We start from the raw sequence: 22,985 nt of genomic DNA, 5'->3' as shown, positions 1-22,985 counted from the left end.
CTTCCCACGCGCGCGCCGCCCGGTCACGTTCCGGTTGTTTCAGCCGTCGCCCGTAGGCGACTGGCGCCTGGCGAGCGGCTACCGGCCGCAGCTGCCGCCGCCCACCACCACCGTGCCGTCCCTGCACTCGGTGATGGTCTCCTGGCGGCGCGGCGCCGGCGCACGCCGGGGCGCCGCGCCGTCCGCGCTGACCGCGCCGGCTTCCTGCACCAGCATGATCTTCTTGCGCCCTTGGTCGCAGCGGCCCACCGCGCGCCCGGGCGCCTCGGCCTCCATGTCCACCGTGGACAGCGTGAAGCGCTCGATGCCGCCGGCACGCACGCGCTCCGCGATGCCGGCCTGGATCTCCTCGCAATTGCTGGCCCGCGCCGGCCAGGCCACGCTCAGCAGGACCAACACAAATGAAAGCTTCTTGAACATTCGGGTTTCTCCTTGGAGCGGCGCAGCATAAAACGGTCGATTTGCACGCTTCGGGTTTACCCCGGTAGCTATGATGCGCCGCCTTTTTTGCTACCTAGCGCCGCGCACCCTTTGGGCAGCGTGCCCGACCGATGTCCGAATCCATGCCCTCCGCCGCCGAGCGCGCCCCGCGCCACCCCGAGGGCCTGCGCGAGTGGCTGGTGCTCGCGGCCGCGGTGATGGTGATCGCGGCCCTGAGCCTGGCGACGGCGCTGGTGCTGCGCCAGCAGCGCGCGGACACGCTGGACACCTGGCGGCTGTACATGGACAACTTTTCCACCACGGTGGCGGAGCATGCCCAGCAAGTGGTGTACACGGCCGACGGCGTGCTGGGCCGCATCGTGGACCGGGTGCAGGAGCAGGCCGGCGACAGCGAGGCGCGGCTGCGCGAGGTCGCCAGCTCGCGGCGCATGTTCGACTGGATCTCCGAGCAGCACACCGAGGGCGGGCTGGCCAGCGACATCGCCATCATCGACATGCAGGGCCAGGTGCTGGTCAACCGCCACAGCTTCCCGGCACCGCACGTCAACGTGTACGACCGCGACTACTTCAGGGTCCACCTGGCGCAGCCGGCGCTGCAGTCCTACCTCTCCGCGCCGGTGCTCAGCCGCGACACCGGGCGCTGGACCTTCTTCCTGACGCGCAAGATCCGCTCCTCCAGCGGGCGGATGCTGGGCCTGGTGATCACGGGCATCGAGGTGTCGTACTTCGAGCGCTTCTACCGCTCGATCAACCTCGACGACGCCCACACCGCCGTGCTGCTGCTGCGCCGCGACGGCACGCCGCTGGCCCGCCATCCGCAGCGCGTGTCCCCGCTCAGCGAGTCCTACCGCGACGCGCCGGCGCTGCAGGCGCTGGAGCAGGCGCAGGCGCAAGGCCGGCGCAGCGCCAACGTGCTGACCACGGCCTCGCGGCCCTCCGACCCCGGCCAGGCAGACCGGCGCATGGTGGCCGCGCGCGCCGTCGACGCCTTCCCGCTGGCGGTGGTCACGCTCGCCACCGACGGGCTGATGCTGCGCGGCTGGCGCGAGTCGGCCTGGTTCATGGGCCTGGGCACGGCGGCGCTGGATGCCGCCATCGCGGTGCTGGCGCTGTGGAGCTTCAGGCTGCTGCGCCGCCGGCGCCAGGCCATCGGCGAGCTGGCCGAGGCCAACCGCGTCAAGGCCGAGTTCCTGACCGGCATCAGCCGCGAGATCCGTGCGCCGCTGCACGAGCTGATCGAGATGGCACGGCGGCTGCACGGCACGACGCCCACGCTGCCGCCCGCGCAACAGCGCCGCGAGCTGCGCGCCCTGATGCGCTCGGGCACGCTGCTGCTGGGCCTGGTGGACGACCTGCTGGACTTCTCGCAGCTGGAGACCGGCCGCCTGGCACTGCAGCGCGAGCCCTTCGCGCTCGCGCCGCTGGCGCAGGAGTGCATCGCCCTGTTCGAGTCCCCCGCGCAGGCCAAGGGCGTGCGCATGGAGCTGTACATGGGCATGGCCGCGCACGGCCAGCCGGTGCTGGGCGATGCGCGGCGGCTGGCGCAGATCATCAACAACCTGCTGTCCAACGCGCTGCGCCACACGGACGCAGGCAGCGTGTCGCTGAGCTTGGCGCCGCTGGGCGCAGGCCGCTGGCGCGTGGCCGTGGCCGACACCGGCAGCGGCATGACGGCCGAGCAGCGCCGGCGCCTGTTCGAGCCGCTGTCCATGGCCGCGAGCCCGGACACGCCGGGCCACGGCGATGTCGGGCTGGGGCTGTCCATCGTCAAGCGCCTGGTGCTGCTGCACGACGGCACGGTGGGCGTGCGCAGCGAGCCGGGCCAGGGAACGGAGATCTGGTGCGAGCTGCCGCTGCCGCCGGTGCTGGTAGCCCCCGCCGGCACGGAAGCTGCCGCAGGCACCCTCAGTGCCGAGCTATCCCCGTCCACGGGCCCCTGAAATCCTCGGCCAGCAGCGGGCAGCCGATGCAGCAGCCATGCACCATGTTGCGGGCCAGCAGTCCAGGCGCCGGAGCTTAGAAATGCTGCCGGCCGCCTGAGGCTGCGCACGTTCGCGCGGTATCAGCTTCCCAGCGCCAAGCGGTACCCTAAGCGCGGAACGGTCTGGATCTCGATGCCGGAACCCGCAAGCCTCTTGCGAAGCCTGCACACGTAGACCTCGGCCGCTTCGCCGCAAACGTCCCCATTGCGTTGAGCCAGAGCCTCGGCCAAAGTTGTCTTCGCAACCGTGTTGGGCGCATCACGCATCAACATGCCCAGCACCTCGAACTCGCGCCGGAACATGCGCAGGCGCCGACCGTCGATCACGGCGCTGCCTTCGGCCCCGAACCAGCTCAGCTTGCCGAACCGCAGCATCTCGCCGCAGCCGCGCTCGCCGACACGTACGAGCGCGTCGATGCGCGCATCAAGCTCCTGTGGCGCAAAAGGCTTGACCATGTAGGCATCGGCACCGGCACGCAGGCCCGCCACCCGGTCCGCGACATGGCTCCGGCCGGACACCATCAGCACCGGCGTGAGTCGGTCATGTCGGCGCAGCGACTGCAGCCAGTCCAGCCCATCGCCGTCTGGCAGGCCGCGGTCGAGGACGATGGCATCAAACGCCCCGTCCTTCACCGCGGCCTGTGCCTGCGCCAGGGTGCCGCAGTGCAGCACCGACCAGTTGCGTTGCTGCCAGCGCAGCACCAACTCGCGAGTCGTCACTTCATCGTCTTCGATCAGGAGCAGCCACATGTCCAGCCTCGGCTCAGAGGGACGCGAGCGTACTTGGCACTCATGCCGTTGAGGGCAAAACCTCTTGCCTTGCCAGTTGATAGCTGCTCGCAAGGTCGCTTGCCTAGCATGCACCCGGACTGTTGACGTGGGGCAACGTCAACAAAAAACCCCCGCCCCTGAACCACTTTGCCGGATGGCGCCGCCGCGTGGGCTGTGCCGCTGATTCATGTCCAAGCTTTCTTCTGTGCTGTTGTTGGCGGCGTGGCTGTGGCCTGCTGCGTCGGTATGGGCCTGCCCAGCCCTTTCACAAGCTGCCGCGCAAGACCTCACGCCGGAGGCAGTGCGTGCGCGCGTGCCGCTGTGCCATCCCGACGTGCTGGCCGCCGAGCGCGCGCTGGGCGCCGCCGCGGCCGACGTGATCACCGCCGGCCAGCGCCCGAACCCGCAGCTCGGCCTGGGCGCGGGCAACCTGGGGCGCAACATGGGCAGCGGCTCGCTGTGGAACAAGGCTTTCGACCACCAGCTGCGCGTGGACCAGGTCATCGAGCGCGGCGGCAAGCCGCAGCTGCGCGTGGCCACGGCGCAGGCGCAGCGCGAGGCCGCGCGCGCCGACCTGGCCGAAATCACGCGCCAGGCCACGCTGGCCACGCTGTCGGCCTACAACGCCCTGGCCGCGGCGCTGGCGCGGCGCGAGGAGCTCACGGCCGGGGCGGCGCTCAACCGCGAGTCGCTGCAGGCCTTCGAGAAGCGCGTGAAGAGCGGCGACGCCGCGCGGCTGGACGCCACCCGCTTCGAGCTGGATGCGCTGCGCGTGCAGTCCGACCTGGTGCTGGCCGAGAACGAGCTGCGCGCGCTGCGCCAGCAGCTGGCGCTGGCCCTGGGCGCGCCGGAGCAGGCGGGGGCGCTGCAGCCGCGCCTGGTGGTGCCGGCGGCGCCGCCCGTGCCGGCGGCGCCGGAGCAGATCCCCGGCGTGGTGGCGGCGCAGTCGCGGCTGCAGGCTGCCGAGCGCGCCCGCGAGCTGGCCCGGGCGCAGGCCACGCGCGACGTGAGCGTGGGCGTGCAGCTCGACCGCTACCCCGTCACCCCGACCAACTCCAGCGGCACCGGCAACACGGTGTCGCTGTTCGCCAGCGTGCCGCTGCTGGTGAACCACGCCTACCAGGGCGAGATCGCCCGCGCCGAGGCCGACGTGGACAGCGCCGCCGAGGCGCTGCGCCGCGCGCGCACCGAGGCCGCCGGCGAGGCCGCGCGCGCCCAGTCGCAATGGCAGGGCGCGCTGGCGCGCCGCCGCCTGGTGATGGAAGAGCTGCTGCCCGCGGCCGAGCGCGTGGCCGCCGGTGCCGAGCTGGCCTTCAGCCGCGGCGCCAGCGGCGTGCTGGAGGTGCTGGACGCACGCCGTGCGCTGCGCGCAGCGCAGATCGAGCGCATCAGTGCCGAGGCCGAGCTGGCCCAGGCCGCCGCGGCGCTGCAGGCCAGCGCCACCGTGTTCGAGGCCGGGGCGGCCTCGCGCTGAGCCCTGCATTGCAGACCGTCACGCCTTCCGTGCCGTCTCCCCATTTTTCCGAGCCGTCCATGATTCCTCCGTTTTCCCTGAGCAGCCGCACCCTGGCGTGCGGCGTGGTGCTGTGCGCCGTGCTGGCGGGCTGCGCCAAGCACGAGCCCGCCGCGCCCGAACCGGCGCCCGCCATCTCCGGCGCCGTGGTCAGCTTCCCCGGCCAGAAGGACCCGCAGGGCATCCGCGTCGCGACCGCCAGCGTCAATGCCGAGCGCCAGCTCACCGTGCCCGGCCGCCTGACCTGGGACGAGGACCGCACCGTGCGCGTGTGGGCGCCCTATGGCGGCCGCATCGAGCGACTGCGCGCCACGGTGGGGCAGCCGGTCAAGCGCGGCGACGCGCTGGCGGACCTGAGCTCCGGCGACATCGGCCAGGCGCAGGCCGACTACCAGAAGGCCGAGGCCGACCTGCGGCTGTCGCGCAGCGCCACCGAGCGCGCGCGCGAACTGGGCGGTGCCGGCGTGATCGCCCTCAAGGAAGTGCAGCAGGCCGAGGCCGACCTGGCGCGCTCGCAGGCCGAGGAAGCGCGTACCCGTGCGCGGCTGGCGCAGTACGGCGTGGGCGTGAAGTCCGTGACCCAGACCTTCACCCTGGCCGCGCCGCTGGCCGGCGTGGTGGTGGAGCGCAACACCAACCCCGGCAGCGAGGTGCGGCCGGACGTGCAGGGGCCGCCGCTGTTCGTCATCAGCGACCCCGCCTCGCTGTGGGCGACGCTGGACGTGGACGAGACGCTGCTGGCGCCCTTCAAGGCCGGCGGGCGCGTCGAGCTGCAGGCCGCGGCCTGGCCCGACGAGCGCTTCAGCGCCACCATCGTGACGGTGGGCGAGTCGGTGGACCCGGCCTCGCGCACGGTCAAGGTGCGCGTGCGCGTGCCCAACCCCGATCGCAAGCTCAAGGCGGAGATGTACGTCACGGCGTCCATCCGCCATGCCGCCACGCAGCCGCAGGTGCCCGCCGACGCGGTGTTCCTGCGCGGCAGCCAGTCCTACGCCTTCGTGCAGCAGGCCCCGGGCCGCTATGAGCGGCGCGAGGTGCAGGTGCGCAACGCCGGGCCGCAGTCGGTGCTGGTGCTCTCGGGCCTGAAGGCCGATGAGCGCGTGGTGGTGGGCGGGGGCCTGTACCTGAACCAGCTGATGGATGCCGCCAAATGATGAACCGCTTCGTCCAGTTCGCGCTCAAGCAGCCGCTGATGATCTGGCTGGCGCTGGCCGTGTTCATCGGCTCGGGCGTGATCGCGTTCCAGAACCTGCCGGTGGAAGCCTTCCCCGACGTCTCGGACACGCAGGTCAACGTCATCGCGCTGTACCCGGGCCGCGCTGCCGAGGAGGTGGAGAAGCAGGTCACCATCCCCATCGAGATCGCGCTCACGGGCATTCCGAACACGGTGCGCCTGTTCACGCACACCCAGTACGGGCTGTGCTTCATGATGGTCACCTTCGGCGACAAGACCACCGACCAGCTCGCGCGCCAGCAGATCCTGGAGCGGCTGCGCTCGGTGGACCTGCCCCCGGGCGTGGAGACCGAGGTGCCCCCGCCGTCCACCGCCATCGCCGAGATCATGCGGTTTCGCCTGCGCGGCGACGGCTACACGCCGCGCGAGCTGCGCGAGACGCAGGACTGGGTGGTGGAGAAGGCGCTGCGCCAGGTGCCCGGCGTGGCCGACCTGGTGACGCTGGGCGGCGGCATCAAGCAGTACGAGGTCAACCCGGACATGGACCGGCTGCGTGACCACAAGATCACGCTGGGCCAGCTCTTCAGCGCGCTGCAGCGCGCCAACGCCAACGCCGGCGGCGGCGCCATGACGCAGGGCCGCCAGCAGTTCCTGGTGCGCTCGCTGGGCAGCTTCAGGAGCTCGGCCGACATCGAGCGCGTGGTGGTGGCCGAGGTCAACGGCACGCCGGTGCTGGTGCGCGACGTGGCGCAGGTGCGCGTGGGCACCTTCCCGCCGCAGGGCCTGGCGGGGCAGGACGACGCCGACGACATCGTCAACGGCGTGGTGGTGATGCGAAAGGGCGAGAACCCATCGAAGGTGCTGGAGGCGCTGCACGACCGCATCGCCCAGCTCAACGAGCGCGGGCTGCCGAAGGGCGTGCAGATCGAGCCCTACTACGACCGCAGCTGGCTCATCGGCAAGACGCTCAAGACCGTCTTCATGAACCTCACCGAAGGCGCCATGCTGGTGATGTTCGTGCTGTTCCTGTTCCTGCAGAACCTGCGCGCCGCGGCCATCGTGGCGGCGGTGATCCCGCTGTCGCTGCTGGCCACCTTCCTGGGGCTGACCTTCGTGGGCATCCCGGCCAACCTGCTGTCGCTGGGGGCGATGGACTTCGGGATCATCGTGGACGGCGCGGTGATCGTGGTGGAGAACATCTTCCGCCGCCTGGGCGAGCTCAACGAGCACCAGATGAAGAACAAGGTCGAGCGCATGAAGGCGGTGATGCGCGCCACCGTCGAGGTGGGCCGGCCGACGCTGTTCTCGATGGTGATCATCATCGCGGCGCACCTGCCCATCTTCACGCTGCAGCGCCATGAGGGCCGCATCTTCTCGCCCATGGCTTGGAGCGTGACCTCGGCGCTGGTGGGCTCGCTGGTGCTGGCGCTGTCGCTGGTGCCGCTGCTGTGCCTGCTGCTGCTCAAGAAGAACCTGCCGCACGAGGACAACGCGCTGGTGCGCGGGTGCAAGAAGATCTACACGCCGGCGCTGGAGTGGGCGCTGCACCGGCCCAAGCGCGTGCTGACCGCCGCGCTGGGCACGCTGGCCGTGGCGCTGGCCGTGGGCACGACGCTGGGCTCGGAGTTCCTGCCCGAGCTCGACGAGGGCACGATCTGGGTCAGCACCGACTTGCCAGCCTCGGTATCGCCGGAGGAGGCTCAGCAGATCTCGCGCCAATTGCGCAGCAACCTGCGCCAGATTCCGGAGGTGCGCACCGTCGTGAGCAAGGTGGGCCGACCGGACGACGGCACGGACCCGAAGATCTTCAACGGCTTTGAGGCCTTCGTGGACCTCAAGCCCGAGGTCGAGTGGCGCCATGGTGTCACCAAGAAGGCGCTGCTCGACGAGCTTGGCGCGGCGGTGTCGAAAGTTCCTGGGCTGGAGGCGGGCATCTCGCAGCCCATCCGCGACAACGTGCTGGAGAGCATCTCGCAGATCAAGGGCCAGATCGTGGTGAAGATCAAGGGCAACGACCTGGACGAGCTCAACCGCCTGGCCGGCAAGGTCGAGTCCATCGCGCGCGCCACGCCCGGCGTAGTGCGCAGCTTCGTGGACCGCGAAGGCCAGCTGCCGCAGGTCAAGATCGACATCGACCGTGCCGCCGCAGCACGCTACGGCATCAACGTCGGTGACGTGCAGGACGTGATCGAGGCTGCCCTGGCAGGCAAGGCGACGTCCGAGCTGTGGGAGGGTGAGCGCCACTTCGCCGTGACGGTGCGCCTGGCGCCGCAGTACCGCAACCTCGATGCGTTGGGCGACGTGCTCGTGACGGCGCCCAACGGCGCGCAGGTCCCGCTGGGGCGGCTGGCGCACATCAGCCAGGCCAGCGGCGCGATGAACATCGCGCGCGAGAACGGGCAGCGCGTGGCGGCCATCGGCATCTTCATCCGCGACCGCGACATGGGCTCGGTGGTGAAGGACCTGCAAGCTGCCGCGGCCAAGGAAGTGCAGCTGCCGCAGGGCTACGACATCATCTGGTCGGGCGAGTTCGAGAACCAGCAGCGGGCGATGAAGCGGCTGTCGTGGGTGGTGCCGCTGTCGATCCTGGTGATCTTCCTGCTGCTGTTCGATGCCTTCAAGTCGTTCAACAACGCGTTGCTGATCGTCTCCAACATCCCCTTCGCGCTCATCGGTGGCATCCTGGCGCTGGCGATCACGGGCATCCCCTTGTCGGTGTCCGCGGCCATCGGCTTCATCGCCCTGTTCGGGCAGGCGGTACTCAACGGCGTGGTGATGGTGACCTACTACAACCAGTTGCGGGCGCAAGGCATGCATCTCACCGAGGCGGTGCTGCAGGGCAGCCTCACGCGGCTGCGCACGGTGCTGATGACGGCGATGCTGGCGATGCTGGGCCTGTTCCCGATGGCGCTGTCGCACGCCATCGGCGCCGAGACCCAGCGCCCGCTGGCGGTGGTGGTGATCGGCGGGCTGGTCTCGGCCACGGTGCTGACGCTGCTGGTGCTGCCCACGCTCTACGCCTGGATGGCGCGGCGCGAGGAAGCCAAGGGCATCAAGCCGGTGCTGATGGGCGGCCATCCCTGATGGCTGGGCGCCGCCACGCTGCATCCCGCCGGCGGCAGGCCGGCGTGGCGGTGGCGTTGGCGGCAGCCGCCGGCGTCGCCGCCGCGCAGACGCCGGTGGCGCAGGACGAGAACGCGCTGCCGTGGAAGCTCACGGCCACGCGCCACTTCGTGCGCGGCGGCGCCGACGGGATCGACCTGAACCTGCGCTGGCGCCGCGAGAGCAGCAGCGCCTGGGTCGGGTTCTACGAGGACCGCGATTTCGGCCGCCAGGCCCGCATCGGCTGGGACAGCCAGTGGCGCCTGGGCGGCGACGCGCTGCCGCTGTCGCTGCTGCCCTCGGTGCAGGCCGCCTCGCGCGGCTTCTGGGGCGGCAGCCTGGCGCTGCAGGCCGGCGAGCGCTTCTACGTGCAGGCCGGCATTGGGCGCACCAACCTCAAGCCCTACCAGAACCTCAACTTCGACCCCAACGACGCGCTCACGGCCGTGGTGGGGTGGAAGGGCGACGACGGTCGCGCCCTGGGCGTGACGGTGGTGCGCGACGACCGGCTGCACACCGGCCAGCAGCACGTGCACCTCACCGGCCAGTGGCCGCTGCCCGAGGGCCGGCGCCTGACGCTGGACCTGCTGCGCAAGCGCGGCCAGGGCGAGGACGGCGAGATGGTGCGCGCCACGGGCTTCACCGCCACGGTGGACTTCCCGCGCTGGTTCCTGCGCGTGGCCTGGGACCCGAAGCAGAACTTCGGGCCGGACGACGTGCTGCGGATAGGCGGCGGCTGGCGCTTCTGACGGGGCGGCACGGGCGTCCGTGCCGCGGGTGCCGCCGGACGGGTCCGGGCGCTTACAGCTCCAGGTGCAGCCGCAGCCCGATGAAGCGCGCCGGTCCGCGATCGGCGTTGTAGCCGGGGTTGGCGATGTGCTGCCAGTCCAGCCCCAGCGTGGCCTGCGGCAGCAACTGCAGGTTGTAGAAAACCTCGGCCACGCGCTCGGCGCCGTAGCGCAGCTGGCCATCGCCCAGGAAGAAGCCCAGGCCGCCCGCGGCCAGGTAGCCGCGGTGCGGGCCCGAGAGGCCGTTGCGTGCCAGGGCCAGGCCCAGCGTGTCCTGGCCGCGGTTCCAGGCGCTGCCGCGCAGCAGCAGTCCCGCGGAAAGCGAGCGGTCGATCTCGGTGAAGGCGTAGGTCTCGGTGGCGCCGTCGCTGGCGCTGGCGCGGGCGAAGAAGCCCAGGTCCGGATGCAGCTGCTGCTCCAGCGCGAGGCCCCAGCCGTGCTTGATGCGCTCGCCGTCGCGGACCGCGTTCAGGTCGGGCACGCTGCCGCTGGCGGCCGAGAGCGCCAGCGCGTCCTCGTAGCGCGCCATGCGGGCGCGGTTGCGGAAGGCCAGCAGCCGCAGCGCACCGGGCTGGCCGGCCCATTCATGGTCGTGCTGCAGCTCGATCTGGTCGCCGTAGTGGACGCCGATGCGGCGGTCCAGCGCCTGTCCGTTGGGCTCCCTGGGCTGCAGGAAGCGGCCCGCACGCAGCGCCCAGTCCCCGTCGCGCGCTTCCACGGCCGCACCCCAGGTGTAGCCGCGGGCGTCGGCGGCGAAGTCCCAGGCGCCGTGCGTGACCAGCGACCAGTTCAGGAACTGCGTGCGCGGGTCGTGGCTGTAGGCGTTGGCGTCGAAGAGGTCCGTCACCGCGAAGTTGCCCGCCATGACGCTCAGGCGGCGCTGCGTGGTGCGCAGGGCGAACTGGTTCATGCCGGCCTCGACCGCGTCGGCCTCGCCGCCCAGGTTCAGCGTCTGGCGCAGGAACAGCCGTGCGCGGTAGAGCTTGGGGTCAGGGCCGGAGCTGCGCGCCATCTCGCCGTTGGTGAAGCCGCCCAGGCCCGTGAGGCTGGACAGCGGCACGCCGGCGGCCATCTCCGGGTTCAGCCACAGCTCGGTGCCGGGGCGGGGCTGCCAGCCCAGCGCCGCGGTGGCGGTGAAGCTGTGGCTGCGCTCGCGCTCGGCCGACAGGCTGTGCGGGCCGGCGTAGGGCGAACGCATGGCGGACTTGCGTTGCCACACGTAGGTGCTCTGGAAGCGTGCGTCCCAAGAGGCTGCGTCGCCACCGTCGGCAGGGAGCGGGGCCTGGGCGAAGGCCAGGGTCGTGGGCAGCGCGGCCAGCAGCGCGGCGCGGACGGCGAATCGGAACATGGGCAAGGGATGCGGGGCGTCGGGACGGAGCGGGGCGTGATGGTAGCCAGCACGCATGTCGTCCCCATGACCGGGGTGCGGCCGCGGCGGCTGAGACAATCGGTCGCATGAATGCCCAGGAAAGCCTGTTCGGGTCGGCTGCGCCCGCCGGTGCGGCCGCGGCGGTTGTCCCGCTGGCCGAGCGTCTGCGTCCGCACAGCCTCGATGAAGTGATCGGCCAGCAGCACCTGCTGGGGCCGGGCAAGCCGCTGCGCCGGGCCTTCGAGACCGGGCGGCTGCACTCGATGATCCTGTGGGGACCGCCGGGCGTGGGCAAGACCACGCTGGCCCGCCTGATGGCGCAGGCCTTCGATGCCGAGTTCATCGTCATCTCGGCGGTGCTGGGCGGCGTGAAGGAGATCCGCGAGGCGGTGGAGCGTGCCCGCGCCGCCCAGGCCAATGCGCGCGCGGCGGTGGTGTTCGTGGACGAGGTGCACCGCTTCAACAAGGCGCAGCAGGACGCCTTCCTGCCGCACGTGGAGTCGGGGCTGTTTACCTTCATCGGCGCCACCACCGAGAACCCCAGTTTCGAAGTCAACGCGGCGCTGCTGTCGCGCGCCACGGTGCACGTGCTCAAGGCGCTCGGCGACGAGGACATGGGCCAGCTCATCCAGCGGGCGCTGGTCGCGCTGCAGGCGCCGCCGATGTCCGAGGCGGCGCAGGCGCGGCTGATCGGCTATGCCGACGGCGACGCGCGCCGGCTGCTCAACGCGCTGGAGAACCTGGTGGCGCTGGCCGGCGACACGGCCGAGCTCGACGAGCCGCTGCTGGAGCGCACGCTGGGCGAGCAGCTGCGCCGCTACGACAAGGGCGGCGACCAGTTCTACGACAGCATCTCCGCGCTGCACAAGTCGGTGCGCGGCTCCGACCCCGACGCCACGCTGTACTGGCTCGCGCGCATGCTCGACGGCGGCGCGGACCCGCGCTACGTGGCTCGGCGCATCATCCGCATGGCCGCCGAAGATATCGGCCTGGCGGACCCGCGCGCGCTGCGCCTGGCACTGGATGCGGCCGAAACCTATGAGCGCCTGGGATCGCCCGAAGGCGAGCTGGCGCTGGCCGAGGCCGCGGTCTACCTGGCGGTGGCGCCGAAGTCCAACGCCGTCTACAAGGCCTGGGGCGCGGTGCGCGCCTTCGTGAAGCGCGATGGCACCCGACCGGTGCCCCTGCACCTGCGCAATGCACCCACTGCGCTCATGAAGCAGCTCGACCACGGGCGCGACTACCGCTACGCGCATGACGAGGAGGGCGGCTTCGCCGCCGGCGAACGCTACCTGCCCGACGGCGTGCAGGAGCGCTTCTACGAGCCCGCGCCGCGCGGGCTGGAAATCAAGATCGGCGACAAGCTCGCCGAGCTGCGCCGCCTGGACGCCGCGGCGCGTGAAGATGGCGACCGTTAAGCACTTTTGATGTAAGCGAAGTTTTCACTACTTGACTCATTCCGCGAGGGCAACTCCCAGGCTGAGGGTGTGTTTGGCACACCTACAATCCGCGGTTTTTCGGCGGCGGGCCCCGTTCACCACGGGGTCGGCATGGCCCGTGCGTATCCCCCGCACGGCCGCGACCCGGACGAGCCGAAAAACAGGCGCCAGCCACGCGCCGGCAGTAAGCAGCAGGAGATCCCTCGGATGGACATTTTTCTTCAGCAGATCATCAATGGTCTGGTGCTGGGCAGCATGTACGCGCTGGTCGCACTGGGCTACACGATGGTCTACGGCATCATCAACCTCATCAACTTCGCGCACGGCGAGGTGCTGATGGTGGGGGCCATGGTCAGTTGGACCGTCGTCACGGTCCTGGGCGACTCGGGGCTGCCGGGCTGGCTGCTGATGCTCATCTCGCTCATCTGCGCCGTCGTCATCTGTTCGGCGCTCAACTTCACGATCGAGAAGCTGGCCTACCGGCCGCTGCGCAACGCGCCGCGCCTGGCACCGCTGATCACGGCCATGGGCATGAGCCTGCTGCTGCAGACGCTGGCCATGATCATCTGGAAGCCCAACCCGAAGCCCTTCCCGCAGCTGCTGCCCACGGACCCGATCGAGATTGCCGGGGCCGTCATCAGCGTCACGCAGATCCTGATCCTGGGCATCACGGCGCTGGTGCTGGCCGCGCTGCTGTACCTGGTGAACAAGACCAAGCTCGGCCGCGCCATGCGCGCCACGGCCGAGAACCCGCGCGTGGCCTCGCTCATGGGCGTGCGCCCGGACTGGGTGATTTCGGCCACCTTCATCATCGGCGCGTCGCTGGCGGCGCTGGCCGGGATCATGTGGGCGGCCAACTACGGCACCGTGCAGCACACCATGGGCTTCCTCCCGGGGCTCAAGGCGTTCACGGCCGCGGTGCTGGGGGGCATCGGCAACCTCGCCGGCGCGGTGGTGGGCGCGCTGCTGCTGGGCCTGCTGGAGGCCATCGGCGCGGGTTACCTGGGGGATCTGACGGGTGGCGTGCTGGGCAGCCACTACGCCGACATCTTTGCCTTCATGGCGCTGGTGCTGGTGCTCACGCTGCGCCCGCAGGGCCTGCTGGGCGAACGCACGGCCGACCGGGCCTGATGCGAGGACTGCGAGAGAGAACCTCATGAAGAACAAGCTTGTCGTGTTCGTGCTGGCGGCCATCGGGCTGCTGGTGCTGCCGCTGGTGGCGCAGGAGTTCGGCCAGGGCTGGGTGCGCATCATGGCGCTGGCGCTGCTGTACGTGATGCTGGCGCTGGGCCTGAACATCGTGGTCGGCTACGCCGGCCTGCTGGACCTGGGCTACGTGGCCTTCTACGCCGTGGGCGCGTACCTGTTCGCGCTGCTGTCGTCGCCGCACCTGAGCGAGAACTTCCCGGCCTTTGCCGAGGCCTTCCCGGGCGGGCTGCACATGCCGATCTGGGTCATCGTGCCCTTGGCGGCTGCCGTGGCGGCGCTGGCGGGCATCGTGCTGGGCGCGCCGGTGCTGCGCCTGCGCGGTGACTACCTGGCCATCGTCACGCTGGGCTTTGGCGAAATCATCCGGGTGTTCATGAACAACATGGAGTACCCGCTCAACATCACCAACGGTCCGCGCGGCATCAGCCAGATCGATCCGATGCACATCGGCGGCTTCAGCTTCGGCAAGCCGCTGGCCATCGGCGACTACACCATCGCGCCGGTGACGCTGTATTACTACCTGTTCCTGGCGCTGGTGGTGCTGACGGTGGTGATCTGCCACCGCCTGGAGAATTCGCGCATCGGCCGCGCCTGGATGGCCATCCGCGAGGACGACGTGGCGGCCAAGGCCATGGGCATCAACGTGCGCAACATGAAGCTGCTGGCCTTCGCCATGGGTGCCACCTTCGGTGGCGTCTCGGGCTCCATGTTCGCGGCCTTCCAGGGCTTCATCTCGCCCGAGTCCTTCTCGCTGATGGAGTCGGTGATGATCGTGGCGATGATCGTGCTGGGCGGCATCGGCCACATTCCCGGCGTGATCCTGGGCGCGGTGGCGCTCTCCGCGCTGCCGGAGATCCTGCGCTACGTCGCGGGCCCGCTGCAGGAGGCCACGGGCGGCCGCCTGGACGCCGCCATCCTGCGCCAGTTGCTGGTTGCATTGGCAATGATCGGCGTGATGCTCTCGCGTCCGCGCGGCATCTGGCCGCCGCCGGAGCACGGCAAGGCCGCGCCCAAGCCGGCCGGCGCCACCAGGAACCAACCCAACCTCACCGTCACCCAGGAGCGCGCGGCATGAGCAGCAACACCGTGCTGAAGGTCAGCGGCGTCAGCAAGCGCTTCGGCGGCCTGCAGGCGCTCTCCGACGTGGGCATCGAGATCCGCGCCGGCCAGGTCTACGGTCTCATCGGCCCCAACGGCGCCGGCAAGACCACCTTCTTCAACGTCATCACGGGCCTGTACACGCCGGACTCCGGCAGCTTCGAGCTCGGCGGCCAGCCCTACAAGCCGGCCGCGGTGCACGAGGTGGCCAAGGCCGGCATCGCGCGCACCTTCCAGAACATCCGCCTCTTCCCCGAGATGACGGCGCTGGAGAACGTGATGGTCGGGCGCCACGTGCGCACGGGCTCCGGCCTCTTCGGGGCCGTGCTGCGCACCCGGGGCTTCCGCGAGGAGGAGTCCCGCATCCGCCGCCGCGCGCTGGAGCTGATGGACTACGTGGGCATCGGCCGCTACGCCGAGTTCAAGGCCCGCACGCTGAGCTACGGCGACCAGCGTCGGCTGGAGATCGCCCGGGCACTGGCCACCGACCCCAAGCTCATCGCGCTGGACGAGCCCGCCGCGGGCATGAACGCCACCGAGAAGGTGGTGCTGCGCGAGCTCATCGACCGCATCCGCAAGGACGGCCGCACCATCCTCATCATCGAGCACGACGTGAAGCTGGTGATGGGCCTGTGCGACCGCGTGACGGTGCTCGACTACGGCAAGCAGATCGCCGACGGCACGCCCGCCGAGGTGCAGAAGAATCCCAAGGTGATCGAGGCCTACCTCGGCGCCGGCCAGCATTGAGGAGCGGCGAATGGCCACGACGAACACCATGCTCAAGGTCAACGGGCTGAAGGTCGCCTACGGCGGCATCCAGGCCGTCAAGGGCATCAGCTTCGAGGTCCAGCAGGGCGAGCTCATCAGCCTCATCGGCGCCAACGGCGCGGGCAAGACCACCACGCTCAAGGCCGTCACGGGCACGCAGCCCATGGCCGCTGGCGAGATCGAGTTCCTGGGCAAGCCCATCCGCGGGCGCGGCGCCTGGGACCTGGTCAAGGAGGGCCTGGTGATGGTCCCAGAAGGGCGCGGCACCTTCACGCGCATGACCATCACCGAGAACCTGCAGATGGGCGCGTTCATCCGCAACGACCGCGAGATCGAGGCCGACATGGACAAGATGTTCGCCCTGTTCCCGCGGCTGAAGGAGCGGCGCAACCAGCTCGCGGGCACCATGAGCGGCGGCGAGCAGCAGATGCTGGCCATGGGCCGCGCGCTCATGGCGCGCCCGAAGCTGCTGATCCTGGACGAGCCCTCGATGGGCCTGTCGCCGATCATGGTGGACAAGATCTTCGAGGTCGTGAACGACGTGCATAGCCAGGGCATGACGGTGCTGCTGGTGGAGCAGAACGCCAGCCGCGCGCTGGGGCTGGCCAACCGCGGCTACGTCATGGACTCGGGCGAGATCACGATGGAAGGCCCGGCCAAGCAGCTGCTGGACGATCCGAAGGTGAGGGCGGCGTACCTGGGCGAGTGAGTCGTCCGGGCTTCGCGCCCCATCAAAAACAAAGGGCCGCGCATGCGGCCCTTTTGCTTGCGCCGTCCGATCGGACAGGGGCGCCGTTCAATCCACCTGCGCCCCCGACGCCTTCACCACCTTCTCGTACTTCTTCAGCTCCGCCTGCACGAAGCGCCCGAAGGCCTCCGGCGTGGTGGGCGAGGGCTCGGCCATGAGCAGGCCCATGCGGCTGCGCAGCTCAGGCGAGCCCAGCGCGTCCACGAAGGCCTTGTTCATCCGCTGCGTGACGTCGGCCGGCAGCCGCGCCGGGCCGAACAGGCCGAACCAGGTGCCCACGTCGAACTGCGCCAGGCCCAGCGACGGGCCCGCTTCGGCAATGGTGGGCAGGTCGGGCATGGCGCTGCTGCGTTTCGCGGTCGTCACCGCCAGCGCGCGCAGCCGGCCGCTGCGGATGTTGGTCGAGGCCGAGGCGAGGTTGTCGAAGGTGAGATCGACCTGGCCCGACAGCAGCGCCAGCTGCGCCGCGTTGCCGCCGGCGTAGGGGATGTGGACCATGAACACGCCGGCCTGCGACTTGAACATCTCGCCGGCCAGGTGCCCGGCGCTGCCGTTGCCGCCCGAGCCGTAATTGAGCTTGCCGGGGTTGGCCTTGGCGTAGGCGACCAGGTCACGCAGGCTGGCGATCTTCAGCCGTGCCGCGCTGTCGGCGTTCATCACCAGCACGTTGGGCACCTGCGCCACCAGCGTGATGGGCGTGAAGTCGCGCAGCGGGTCGTAGGGCATCTGGCGGTAGAGCCAGGGGTTGATGGCATGCGTGGCTACCGCGCCCATCACGATGGTGTGGCCGTCCGGCGCGGCCTTGGCCACCTGGTCGGCGCCGATGTTGCCGCCGGCGCCGGGGCGGTTCTCCACCACCACCAGGCCCAGGCTGTCCTTCACGCGCTCGGCCAGGGCGCGTGCCACCGCGTCCAGCGGTCCGCCAGGCGGGTAGGGAACGACCAGACGGATCGGCCGCGCCAACGGCTGCGCGTGCAGCGGCAGCGCGACCGTGGCGGCCAGCAGGGAGAGGGCGGCGCGGCGCTGCATCGTTTCAGTCTTCCTCGTGCTTGTCGGCTTCGCTGGTGAAGGCGTCGGCGTAGAACTCGGCCTCGGGCAGGCCGCAGCGGGCGCTGAAGTCGCGCTGCGCGGCCATCACCATCACCGGCGCGCCGCAGGCGTAGACCTGGTGGCCGGAGAGGTCGGGCAGGTCGGCCATCACCGCCTCGTGCACGAAGCCGGTACGGCCGCTCCACTGGTCCTCGGCGGCCGGCTCGCTGAGCACGGGCACGTAGCGCAGCCAGGGCAGCTCGACGGCGGCCTGCAGCGCCCACTCGTGCTGGTAGAGGTCGGACTTGCGGCGGCAGCCCCAGTACAGCACGGCCTCGCGCTCGATGCCCTTGGCGCGCATGTGCTCGACGATGGCCTTCACCGGCGCGAGGCCGGTGCCGCTGGCCAGCAGCACCATCGGCTTGTCGCTGTCCTCGCGCAGGAAAAAACTGCCGAAAGGACCTTCGATGCGCAGGATGTCGCGTGGCTTGAGCGTGCCGAAGACCTGGTCCGTGAACAGCCCGCCGGGCATGTGGCGGATGTGCAGCTCCATCGTCGGCGGCGCGGAGGCCTCGATCGGGCCGGTATGCGGCGGGTTGGCCATGCTGTAGCTGCGCCGCGCGCCGTCGCGCAGCAGGAACTCGACGTACTGCCCGGCGTGGTATTCGAAGGGCATGTTGGCCGGCAGCTGCAGCTTCATCACCGCCACGTCGGGCGCGGGCTTGTCGATGCTGATGACGCGCACCGGCAGCTTGCGCACCGGGAACTCGCCCGCGCCGGGCACGCTGCGCGCCTCGATCACGCAGTCGCTCTTGGGCGTGGCGCAGCAGGTCAGGATCAGGCCCGCCGCTTCCTCGGCTTCCGACAGCGCCTTGTGCTGGTGCAGGCCGTGCGTGACCTCGCCTTCGAGCAGCTTGCTCTTGCAGGAGCCGCAGGCGCCGTCCTTGCAGCCGTAGGGCAGGCCGATGCCCTGGCGGATGGCGGCGCCCAGAATGGTTTCGTTCTCGACCTCGAAGCTCAGCCCGGCGGGCTGGACGCTGATCTTGTAGCTCATGGTGGTGGGCCGGGCGGCCCGTACACTGGCGCGCCGCCGCGGCTGCGGCTGAAGGAACAAAGGCGAGATTGTCGCCTGCCGGTTCACCCTCCCGGCGCAGCACCGCGGCCGTGTCCTCATTTCCGCCGCTGTTGCCGCCCGCCCCATGAGCCTGCCCGCCACCTTTCGCCGTCCCGTGCTGTTGATCGTGGGCTGCGGCGACGTGGGGCTGCGCGTGGCGCGGCTGCTGGCCGGGCGCTGGCGCGTGCTGGGGCTGTGCCGTTCGCGCGAGAGCGTCGACGCCGTGCGCGCCGCGGGCGCGCAGCCGCTGCACGGCAACCTGGACGATGCCGCCACGCTGGGCCGCCTGGCCGGGCTGGCCGACGCGGTGCTGCACTTGGCGCCGCCGCCGGGCGAAGGCGAGGGCGATCCACGCACGGCGCGGCTGCTGCAGGCGCTGTCGCGGCGCGCGGGCCGCGTGCGGCGCCTGGTGTACGGCAGCACCACGGGCGTCTACGGCGACTGCGGCGGCGAGCGTTTCGACGAGACGCGCTGCGTGCGGCCGGCCACCGCCCGCGCGCGCCGGCGCGTGCATGCCGAGGCGCAGCTGCGCGCCTGGGGCCGGCGCAGCGGTGTGGCGGTGACGATCCTGCGCATCCCGGGCATCTACGCGGTGGGCCGCCCCGGCGGGCATCCGGCCGAGCGGCTCAAGCGCGGCAGCCCGGTGCTGCGCGCGGAGGACGACGTCTATACGAACCACGTCCATGCCGACGACCTGGCGCGCGCCTGCGTCGCGGCGCTGCATCGCGGCGCGCCGCAGCGCGTGCTGCACGCCAGCGACGACACCGAACTGCGCATGGGCGACTACTTCGACCTCGCGGCCGAGCTCTGCGGCCTGCCGCCGCCGCCGCGCATCTCGTGGCAGGAGGCGCGGCAGCAGCTCTCGCCGCTGCAGTTGAGCTTCATGGGCGAGTCGCGGCGCCTGGACAACCGGCGCCTGAAGCACGAGCTGCGGCTGCGGCTGCGCTATCCCACGGTGCGCGAGGGCCTGCTGCCGCCGGGGCCGTAGGCCGTCGCGCTCAGATGCCTTCGGCCTTGCTCAGCGTGGTCATGCGGTCCACGCTGTGCACGGTGAGGCGGCGCGGCTGGCCGTCGCGGCGGATGTCCAGCGTCACCTCGCGCTCGGCCTGCCCGCCGCTCCACAGCTGCTTCCACAGCTGCTCCAGCGACTGCACGTTGGCGCCGTCGATGCGCTCGATGCGGTCGCCCGGCTGCAGGCCCGCAACCTCGGCCGGGCTCTCGCTGTTGACGCGCAGCACCTGCACCTGACCGTCGCGCTCCATGCAGTTCAGGCCCAGCCAGGCGCGGCGGCTGGCGGTCGAGCTGCCACGGCTGCGCAACTCGGCCAGGATGGGCTTGAGCAGCTCCACCGGCACGAACATGTTGCCCGGCATCCGCGTGGCGTCATCGCTGCCCAGCGCGTTGGCCACCAGCAGCGAGCCCACGCCCAGCAGCTGGCCCTCGGCGTTGAACAGCGCCGCGCCGCTGTGGTCAGCGCGCGGCGGGACGGTGAAGACGGCCTGGTCGATCTGGTACTCCCAGTAGCCGGAGAAGGGCCGGCGCGAGATCACCTGGGCCAGGCTCACGGCGCCGCCGTCGCCGCCGCTGACGATCATGATCGGCTCGCCGTCGCGCAGCGCGGTGCTGTCGCCCATGGGCGCGGGCGAAAGCGGCAGCGGCGTGAGCGCCTGCACCAGGCCGAAGCCGGTGGCCACGTCGTAGGCCACCACGCGTGCAGGCAGGCGGCGCTGGTCATCGAGCACCAGTTGCACCTGCTCGGCCTCGACGATGAGGTAGCCGATGGTCAGCACCAGCCCGTTGTCGTCGATCACCACGCCGGAGCCCTGGCGCTCGCGGCCCACGGCGGCGTTGGAACGCGCGTTGGACAGCGCCAGCACTTCCACGCCCAGCACCGCGTCGCTGGCGCGGCGCAGCGCCAGCATGCGCTCCTGCTCGGACATGCCGCCTTCGGTGGTGGAGGCGGCCGGCGGCTGCGCGGCGGCCTCAGATGGTGGCGCCTCCTGCGCCTGCGCCAGCGTCCACACCCCGGCGCTGGCCAGCGCCGCCAGCATCGTCAGGCACCATCGCAGGCGCGGTGCGGACAGCAGATGGCGCAAGCGGCTGCGCGGCCGGTGGGACAGCAAGGAGGTCATGGCGCGCTCCCGATAGGGGACTGCCTGAACTTAGGCAAGGCGCATGCCAATTCCCAGGTGTTTCCAGGCGGCGCGGACGCGGAGGCCTCACGAGGCGCGGATGCCCGGGCGGCTCCGCAGAGGCGGTGTGACGGCCAAAGGGTCGTGGCGGCTGCCGCCACGAGGCGACGTCAGCGGCGGCGGCCGAAAGGCGCCTGGCCGCGCCAGTAGCGGATCATCAGGAAGCCGCCGAGCATGCCGCCGAGGTGGGCGAAGTGCGCGATGCCGCTGCCACCCTGCAGCCCCAGCAGCAACTCCAGCCCGCCGAACACCGCCACGAAGACCTTGGCCTTCATCGGGATGGGCGGGAACAGCGGAATGATGGTGCGGTTGGGAAACATCATCCCGAAGGCCAGCAGCAGCCCGAACAGCGCGCCGGAGGCGCCCACGGTGGGCGTGACCGAGCCGATGAGCTGCGTGAACACCAGCTGCGCCGCGGCAGCGGCCAGCACGCTGGCGACGAGGAACTGCAGGTAGCGGCGGCTGCCCCACAGCCGCTCGATCTCGCTGCCGAACATCCACAGCCCCAGCATGTTGAAGAACAGGTGCACGACGCCGCCGTGCAGGAACGCGTACGTCACGACCTGCCAGGGCCAGAACTGGCCGCTGCCCAGCGGCCACAGCGCCAGCAGCAGGTCCAGGAAGGCGAAGGGCAGCAGCAACTGGACGCAGAACATTCCCACGCAGGCCAGCATGAACGCTTTGGTGATGGGCGGCATCGGAGGCATGGCGGTGCGGCAGCGAGATGTGCCGTGCGTCAGGGGCGGGGGAAAGCTGCGGACCGGACCGGCGCGCAGCCGGGACGGTGTGCCGGCAGCCGGCGAAAGCGGCGTTGCTGTCGCAACCATGCGTGGTGCCCGGGGCCGGACTCGAACCGGCACGCCTTGCGGCGGGGGATTTTGAATCCCCTGCGTCTACCGATTTCGCCACCCGGGCCGTGGGTGCGAAGCAGCGCTCGCGTACTGGACGGGATTATGTCATGCGCGACGGCATGCTCCGGGGCCGGCTGCGACAATGGCGCACAAACGCATCCATTGCCTGCTCCATGCCCACGTACAAGACCCTCGAAGAGTTCATCGGCGAGACGCCGCTGGTGCGGCTGCAACGCGTTGAAGGCGCGATGCTCGCCGAGCGCAACAACGTGCTGCTTGGCAAGCTCGAAGGGAACAACCCCGCCGGCTCGGTCAAGGACCGCCCGGCCATCAGCATGATCCGCCGCGCCGAGGAGCGCGGCCAGATCAAGCCCGGTGACACGCTCATCGAAGCGACCTCGGGCAACACCGGCATCGCGCTGGCCATGGCCGCGGCCATCCGCGGCTACCGCATGCTGCTGATCATGCCGGAGGACCTTTCGGTGGAGCGCGCACAGACCATGAAGGCCTTCGGCGCCGAACTCGTGCTCACGCCGCGCAGCGGCGGCATGGAGTACGCGCGCGACCTGGCCGAGCAGATGCAGCGCGACGGCAAGGGCCTGGTGCTGGACCAGTTCGCCAACCCCGACAACCCGCGCGTCCACTACGAGACCACCGGCCCTGAGATCTGGCGCGACACCGAGGGGCGCGTCACGCACTTCGTCAGCGCCATGGGCACTACCGGCACCATCACCGGCGTGAGCCGCTTCCTCAAGGAGCAGAACCCGGCGGTGCGCATCGTCGGCGCGCAGCCTTCGGAAGGCTCGCGCATTCCCGGCATCCGCAAGTGGCCCGAGGCCTACCTGCCCAAGATCTACGACCCCTCGGCCGTGGACGAGCTGGTGCACGTGAGCCAGGCCGACGCGGAAGACATGGCGCGGCGCCTGGCGCGCGAGGAAGGGCTGTTTGCCGGCATCTCTGCCGCCGGCGCCTGCTGGGCGGCACTGCAGATCGCGCGCACGGTGCGCGATGCCACCATCGTCTTCGTCGTCTGCGACCGCGGCGACCGCTATCTCTCCACCGGCGTCTTCCCCGCCTGACATCCCTTCCGCCAGAGCGACTCCCATGCAAGTGGACAAGGAAATCGACACCCGCGGCCTGAACTGCCCGCTGCCCATCCTCAAGGCCAAGAAGGCGCTCGCCGAGATCGACAGCGGCCAGGTGCTCAAGGTGGTGGCCACCGACCCGGGCTCGGTGCGGGACTTCCAGGCCTTCGCGCGCCAGACCGGCCACGAGCTGGTGGAACAGACCAGCAGCGGCGATGAGTTCGTGCACTGGCTGCGCAAGCGGTAGCTGAAAGAAAAACACCCGCGCCTCGGGCGCGGGTGTCGGGGCTGCGGACGCCGCCGCTGCGGCGTC

General features: G+C 70.8%; 20 protein-coding genes and 1 tRNA gene. 13 read left to right on the top strand and 8 right to left on the bottom strand.

The features are described from left to right. Positions 1–78: 78 nt before the first annotated feature. Positions 79–420 (bottom strand): DUF1161 domain-containing protein, encoded by a 342-nt coding sequence (locus H537_RS44550; protein WP_043459391.1) that lies wholly within the window; start codon positions 418–420, stop codon positions 79–81. Between the two features lie 143 nt (positions 421–563). Between H537_RS44550 and H537_RS0121320 the strand changes: the two genes are divergently transcribed. After that, positions 564–2,381: a sensor histidine kinase gene (locus H537_RS0121320; protein WP_169517059.1), complete on the top strand. Its 1,818-nt coding sequence runs from the start codon at positions 564–566 to the stop codon at positions 2,379–2,381. Between the two features lie 122 nt (positions 2,382–2,503). Here H537_RS0121320 and H537_RS0121315 read toward each other — a convergent pair whose 3' ends face one another. Next, entirely contained in the window at positions 2,504–3,172 is a 669-nt protein-coding gene (locus H537_RS0121315) for a response regulator transcription factor (RefSeq protein WP_028999467.1), read from the bottom strand. A 208-nt stretch (positions 3,173–3,380) separates the two neighbouring features. Here H537_RS0121315 and H537_RS44545 point away from each other — a divergent pair, with 208 nt between their 5' ends. From H537_RS44545 to H537_RS0121295, 4 genes are read left to right on the top strand one after another with little or no spacing between them, the layout of a single operon-like run. Further along, complete coding sequence (locus tag H537_RS44545; RefSeq protein ID WP_084150851.1) at positions 3,381–4,667, top strand: TolC family protein; 1,287 nt, start codon at positions 3,381–3,383, stop codon at positions 4,665–4,667. A gap of 59 nt (positions 4,668–4,726) precedes the next feature. Further along, the gene (locus tag H537_RS0121305) at positions 4,727–5,860 is read left to right on the top strand and encodes an efflux RND transporter periplasmic adaptor subunit (protein ID WP_028999466.1); all 1,134 of its coding nucleotides are present in this window, start codon (positions 4,727–4,729) and stop codon (positions 5,858–5,860) included. Beyond that, entirely contained in the window at positions 5,857–8,964 is a 3,108-nt protein-coding gene (locus H537_RS0121300) for an efflux RND transporter permease subunit (RefSeq protein WP_028999465.1), read from the top strand. Before H537_RS0121305 ends, H537_RS0121300 begins: the two co-directional genes overlap by 4 nt. Then, positions 8,964–9,731, top strand: coding sequence for a hypothetical protein (locus tag H537_RS0121295; protein WP_051243039.1), 768 nt, complete (start codon positions 8,964–8,966; stop codon positions 9,729–9,731). Before H537_RS0121300 ends, H537_RS0121295 begins: the two co-directional genes overlap by 1 nt. 52 nt (positions 9,732–9,783) lie before the next feature. Here H537_RS0121295 and H537_RS0121290 read toward each other — a convergent pair whose 3' ends face one another. Continuing rightward, positions 9,784–11,118: a carbohydrate porin gene (locus H537_RS0121290; protein WP_238446751.1), complete on the bottom strand. Its 1,335-nt coding sequence runs from the start codon at positions 11,116–11,118 to the stop codon at positions 9,784–9,786. A gap of 107 nt (positions 11,119–11,225) precedes the next feature. Here H537_RS0121290 and H537_RS0121285 point away from each other — a divergent pair, with 107 nt between their 5' ends. From H537_RS0121285 to H537_RS0121265, 5 genes are all read left to right on the top strand, one after another. Beyond that, positions 11,226–12,557, top strand: coding sequence for a replication-associated recombination protein A (locus H537_RS0121285; protein ID WP_028999462.1), 1,332 nt, complete (start codon positions 11,226–11,228; stop codon positions 12,555–12,557). Positions 12,558–12,785: 228 nt separating this feature from the next. Further along, a complete protein-coding gene (locus tag H537_RS0121280; protein ID WP_028999461.1) occupies positions 12,786–13,709 on the top strand; it encodes a branched-chain amino acid ABC transporter permease in 924 nt (307 codons plus the stop codon). Between the two features lie 25 nt (positions 13,710–13,734). After that, a complete protein-coding gene (locus H537_RS0121275) occupies positions 13,735–14,862 on the top strand; it encodes a branched-chain amino acid ABC transporter permease (protein WP_028999460.1) in 1,128 nt (375 codons plus the stop codon). Continuing rightward, the gene (locus H537_RS0121270) at positions 14,859–15,632 is read left to right on the top strand and encodes an ABC transporter ATP-binding protein (protein WP_028999459.1); all 774 of its coding nucleotides are present in this window, start codon (positions 14,859–14,861) and stop codon (positions 15,630–15,632) included. The genes H537_RS0121275 and H537_RS0121270 overlap by 4 nt, the downstream gene beginning before the upstream one ends. Before the next feature lie 28 nt (positions 15,633–15,660). Then, on the top strand, positions 15,661–16,362 hold the full coding sequence (locus tag H537_RS0121265) for an ABC transporter ATP-binding protein (protein ID WP_028999458.1): 702 nt from the start codon (positions 15,661–15,663) through the stop codon (positions 16,360–16,362). Between the two features lie 87 nt (positions 16,363–16,449). On the opposite strand, the gene H537_RS0121260 is transcribed toward H537_RS0121265, so the two are convergent. Next, a complete protein-coding gene (locus H537_RS0121260) occupies positions 16,450–17,430 on the bottom strand; it encodes a Bug family tripartite tricarboxylate transporter substrate binding protein (RefSeq protein ID WP_028999457.1) in 981 nt (326 codons plus the stop codon). Between the two features lie 4 nt (positions 17,431–17,434). Beyond that, on the bottom strand, positions 17,435–18,484 hold the full coding sequence (locus H537_RS0121255; RefSeq protein ID WP_028999456.1) for a CDP-6-deoxy-delta-3,4-glucoseen reductase: 1,050 nt from the start codon (positions 18,482–18,484) through the stop codon (positions 17,435–17,437). Between the two features lie 145 nt (positions 18,485–18,629). On the opposite strand from H537_RS0121255, the gene H537_RS0121250 reads away from it, so the two are divergent. Then, positions 18,630–19,532 (top strand): SDR family oxidoreductase, encoded by a 903-nt coding sequence (locus tag H537_RS0121250; RefSeq protein WP_028999455.1) that lies wholly within the window; start codon positions 18,630–18,632, stop codon positions 19,530–19,532. Between the two features lie 10 nt (positions 19,533–19,542). Here the strand turns inward: H537_RS0121250 and H537_RS0121245 are convergent, their stop codons facing one another. From H537_RS0121245 to H537_RS0121235, 3 genes are all read right to left on the bottom strand, one after another. Next, positions 19,543–20,676: a S1C family serine protease gene (locus tag H537_RS0121245; protein WP_238446749.1), complete on the bottom strand. Its 1,134-nt coding sequence runs from the start codon at positions 20,674–20,676 to the stop codon at positions 19,543–19,545. Between the two features lie 170 nt (positions 20,677–20,846). Further along, positions 20,847–21,443, bottom strand: coding sequence for a rhomboid family intramembrane serine protease (locus H537_RS0121240; RefSeq protein ID WP_028999453.1), 597 nt, complete (start codon positions 21,441–21,443; stop codon positions 20,847–20,849). 123 nt (positions 21,444–21,566) lie between these two features. Further along, positions 21,567–21,651, bottom strand: a tRNA-Leu gene (locus H537_RS0121235). 109 nt (positions 21,652–21,760) lie between these two features. On the opposite strand from H537_RS0121235, the gene cysM reads away from it, so the two are divergent. Together cysM and H537_RS0121225 are read left to right on the top strand one after the other, a co-directional pair. Further along, the gene (gene cysM, locus H537_RS0121230; RefSeq protein WP_028999452.1) at positions 21,761–22,666 is read left to right on the top strand and encodes a cysteine synthase CysM; all 906 of its coding nucleotides are present in this window, start codon (positions 21,761–21,763) and stop codon (positions 22,664–22,666) included. A gap of 25 nt (positions 22,667–22,691) precedes the next feature. Then, the gene (locus tag H537_RS0121225; RefSeq protein ID WP_028999451.1) at positions 22,692–22,919 is read left to right on the top strand and encodes a sulfurtransferase TusA family protein; all 228 of its coding nucleotides are present in this window, start codon (positions 22,692–22,694) and stop codon (positions 22,917–22,919) included. The last annotated feature ends 66 nt before the right edge of the window (positions 22,920–22,985 follow it).

The organism is Azohydromonas australica DSM 1124 (genome assembly GCF_000430725.1).
Lineage (GTDB): Bacteria > Pseudomonadota > Gammaproteobacteria > Burkholderiales > Burkholderiaceae_C > Azohydromonas > Azohydromonas australica.
The sequence above is the reverse complement of the archived record's forward strand: the minus strand, read 5'-3'. Positions and strand labels throughout refer to the sequence as shown.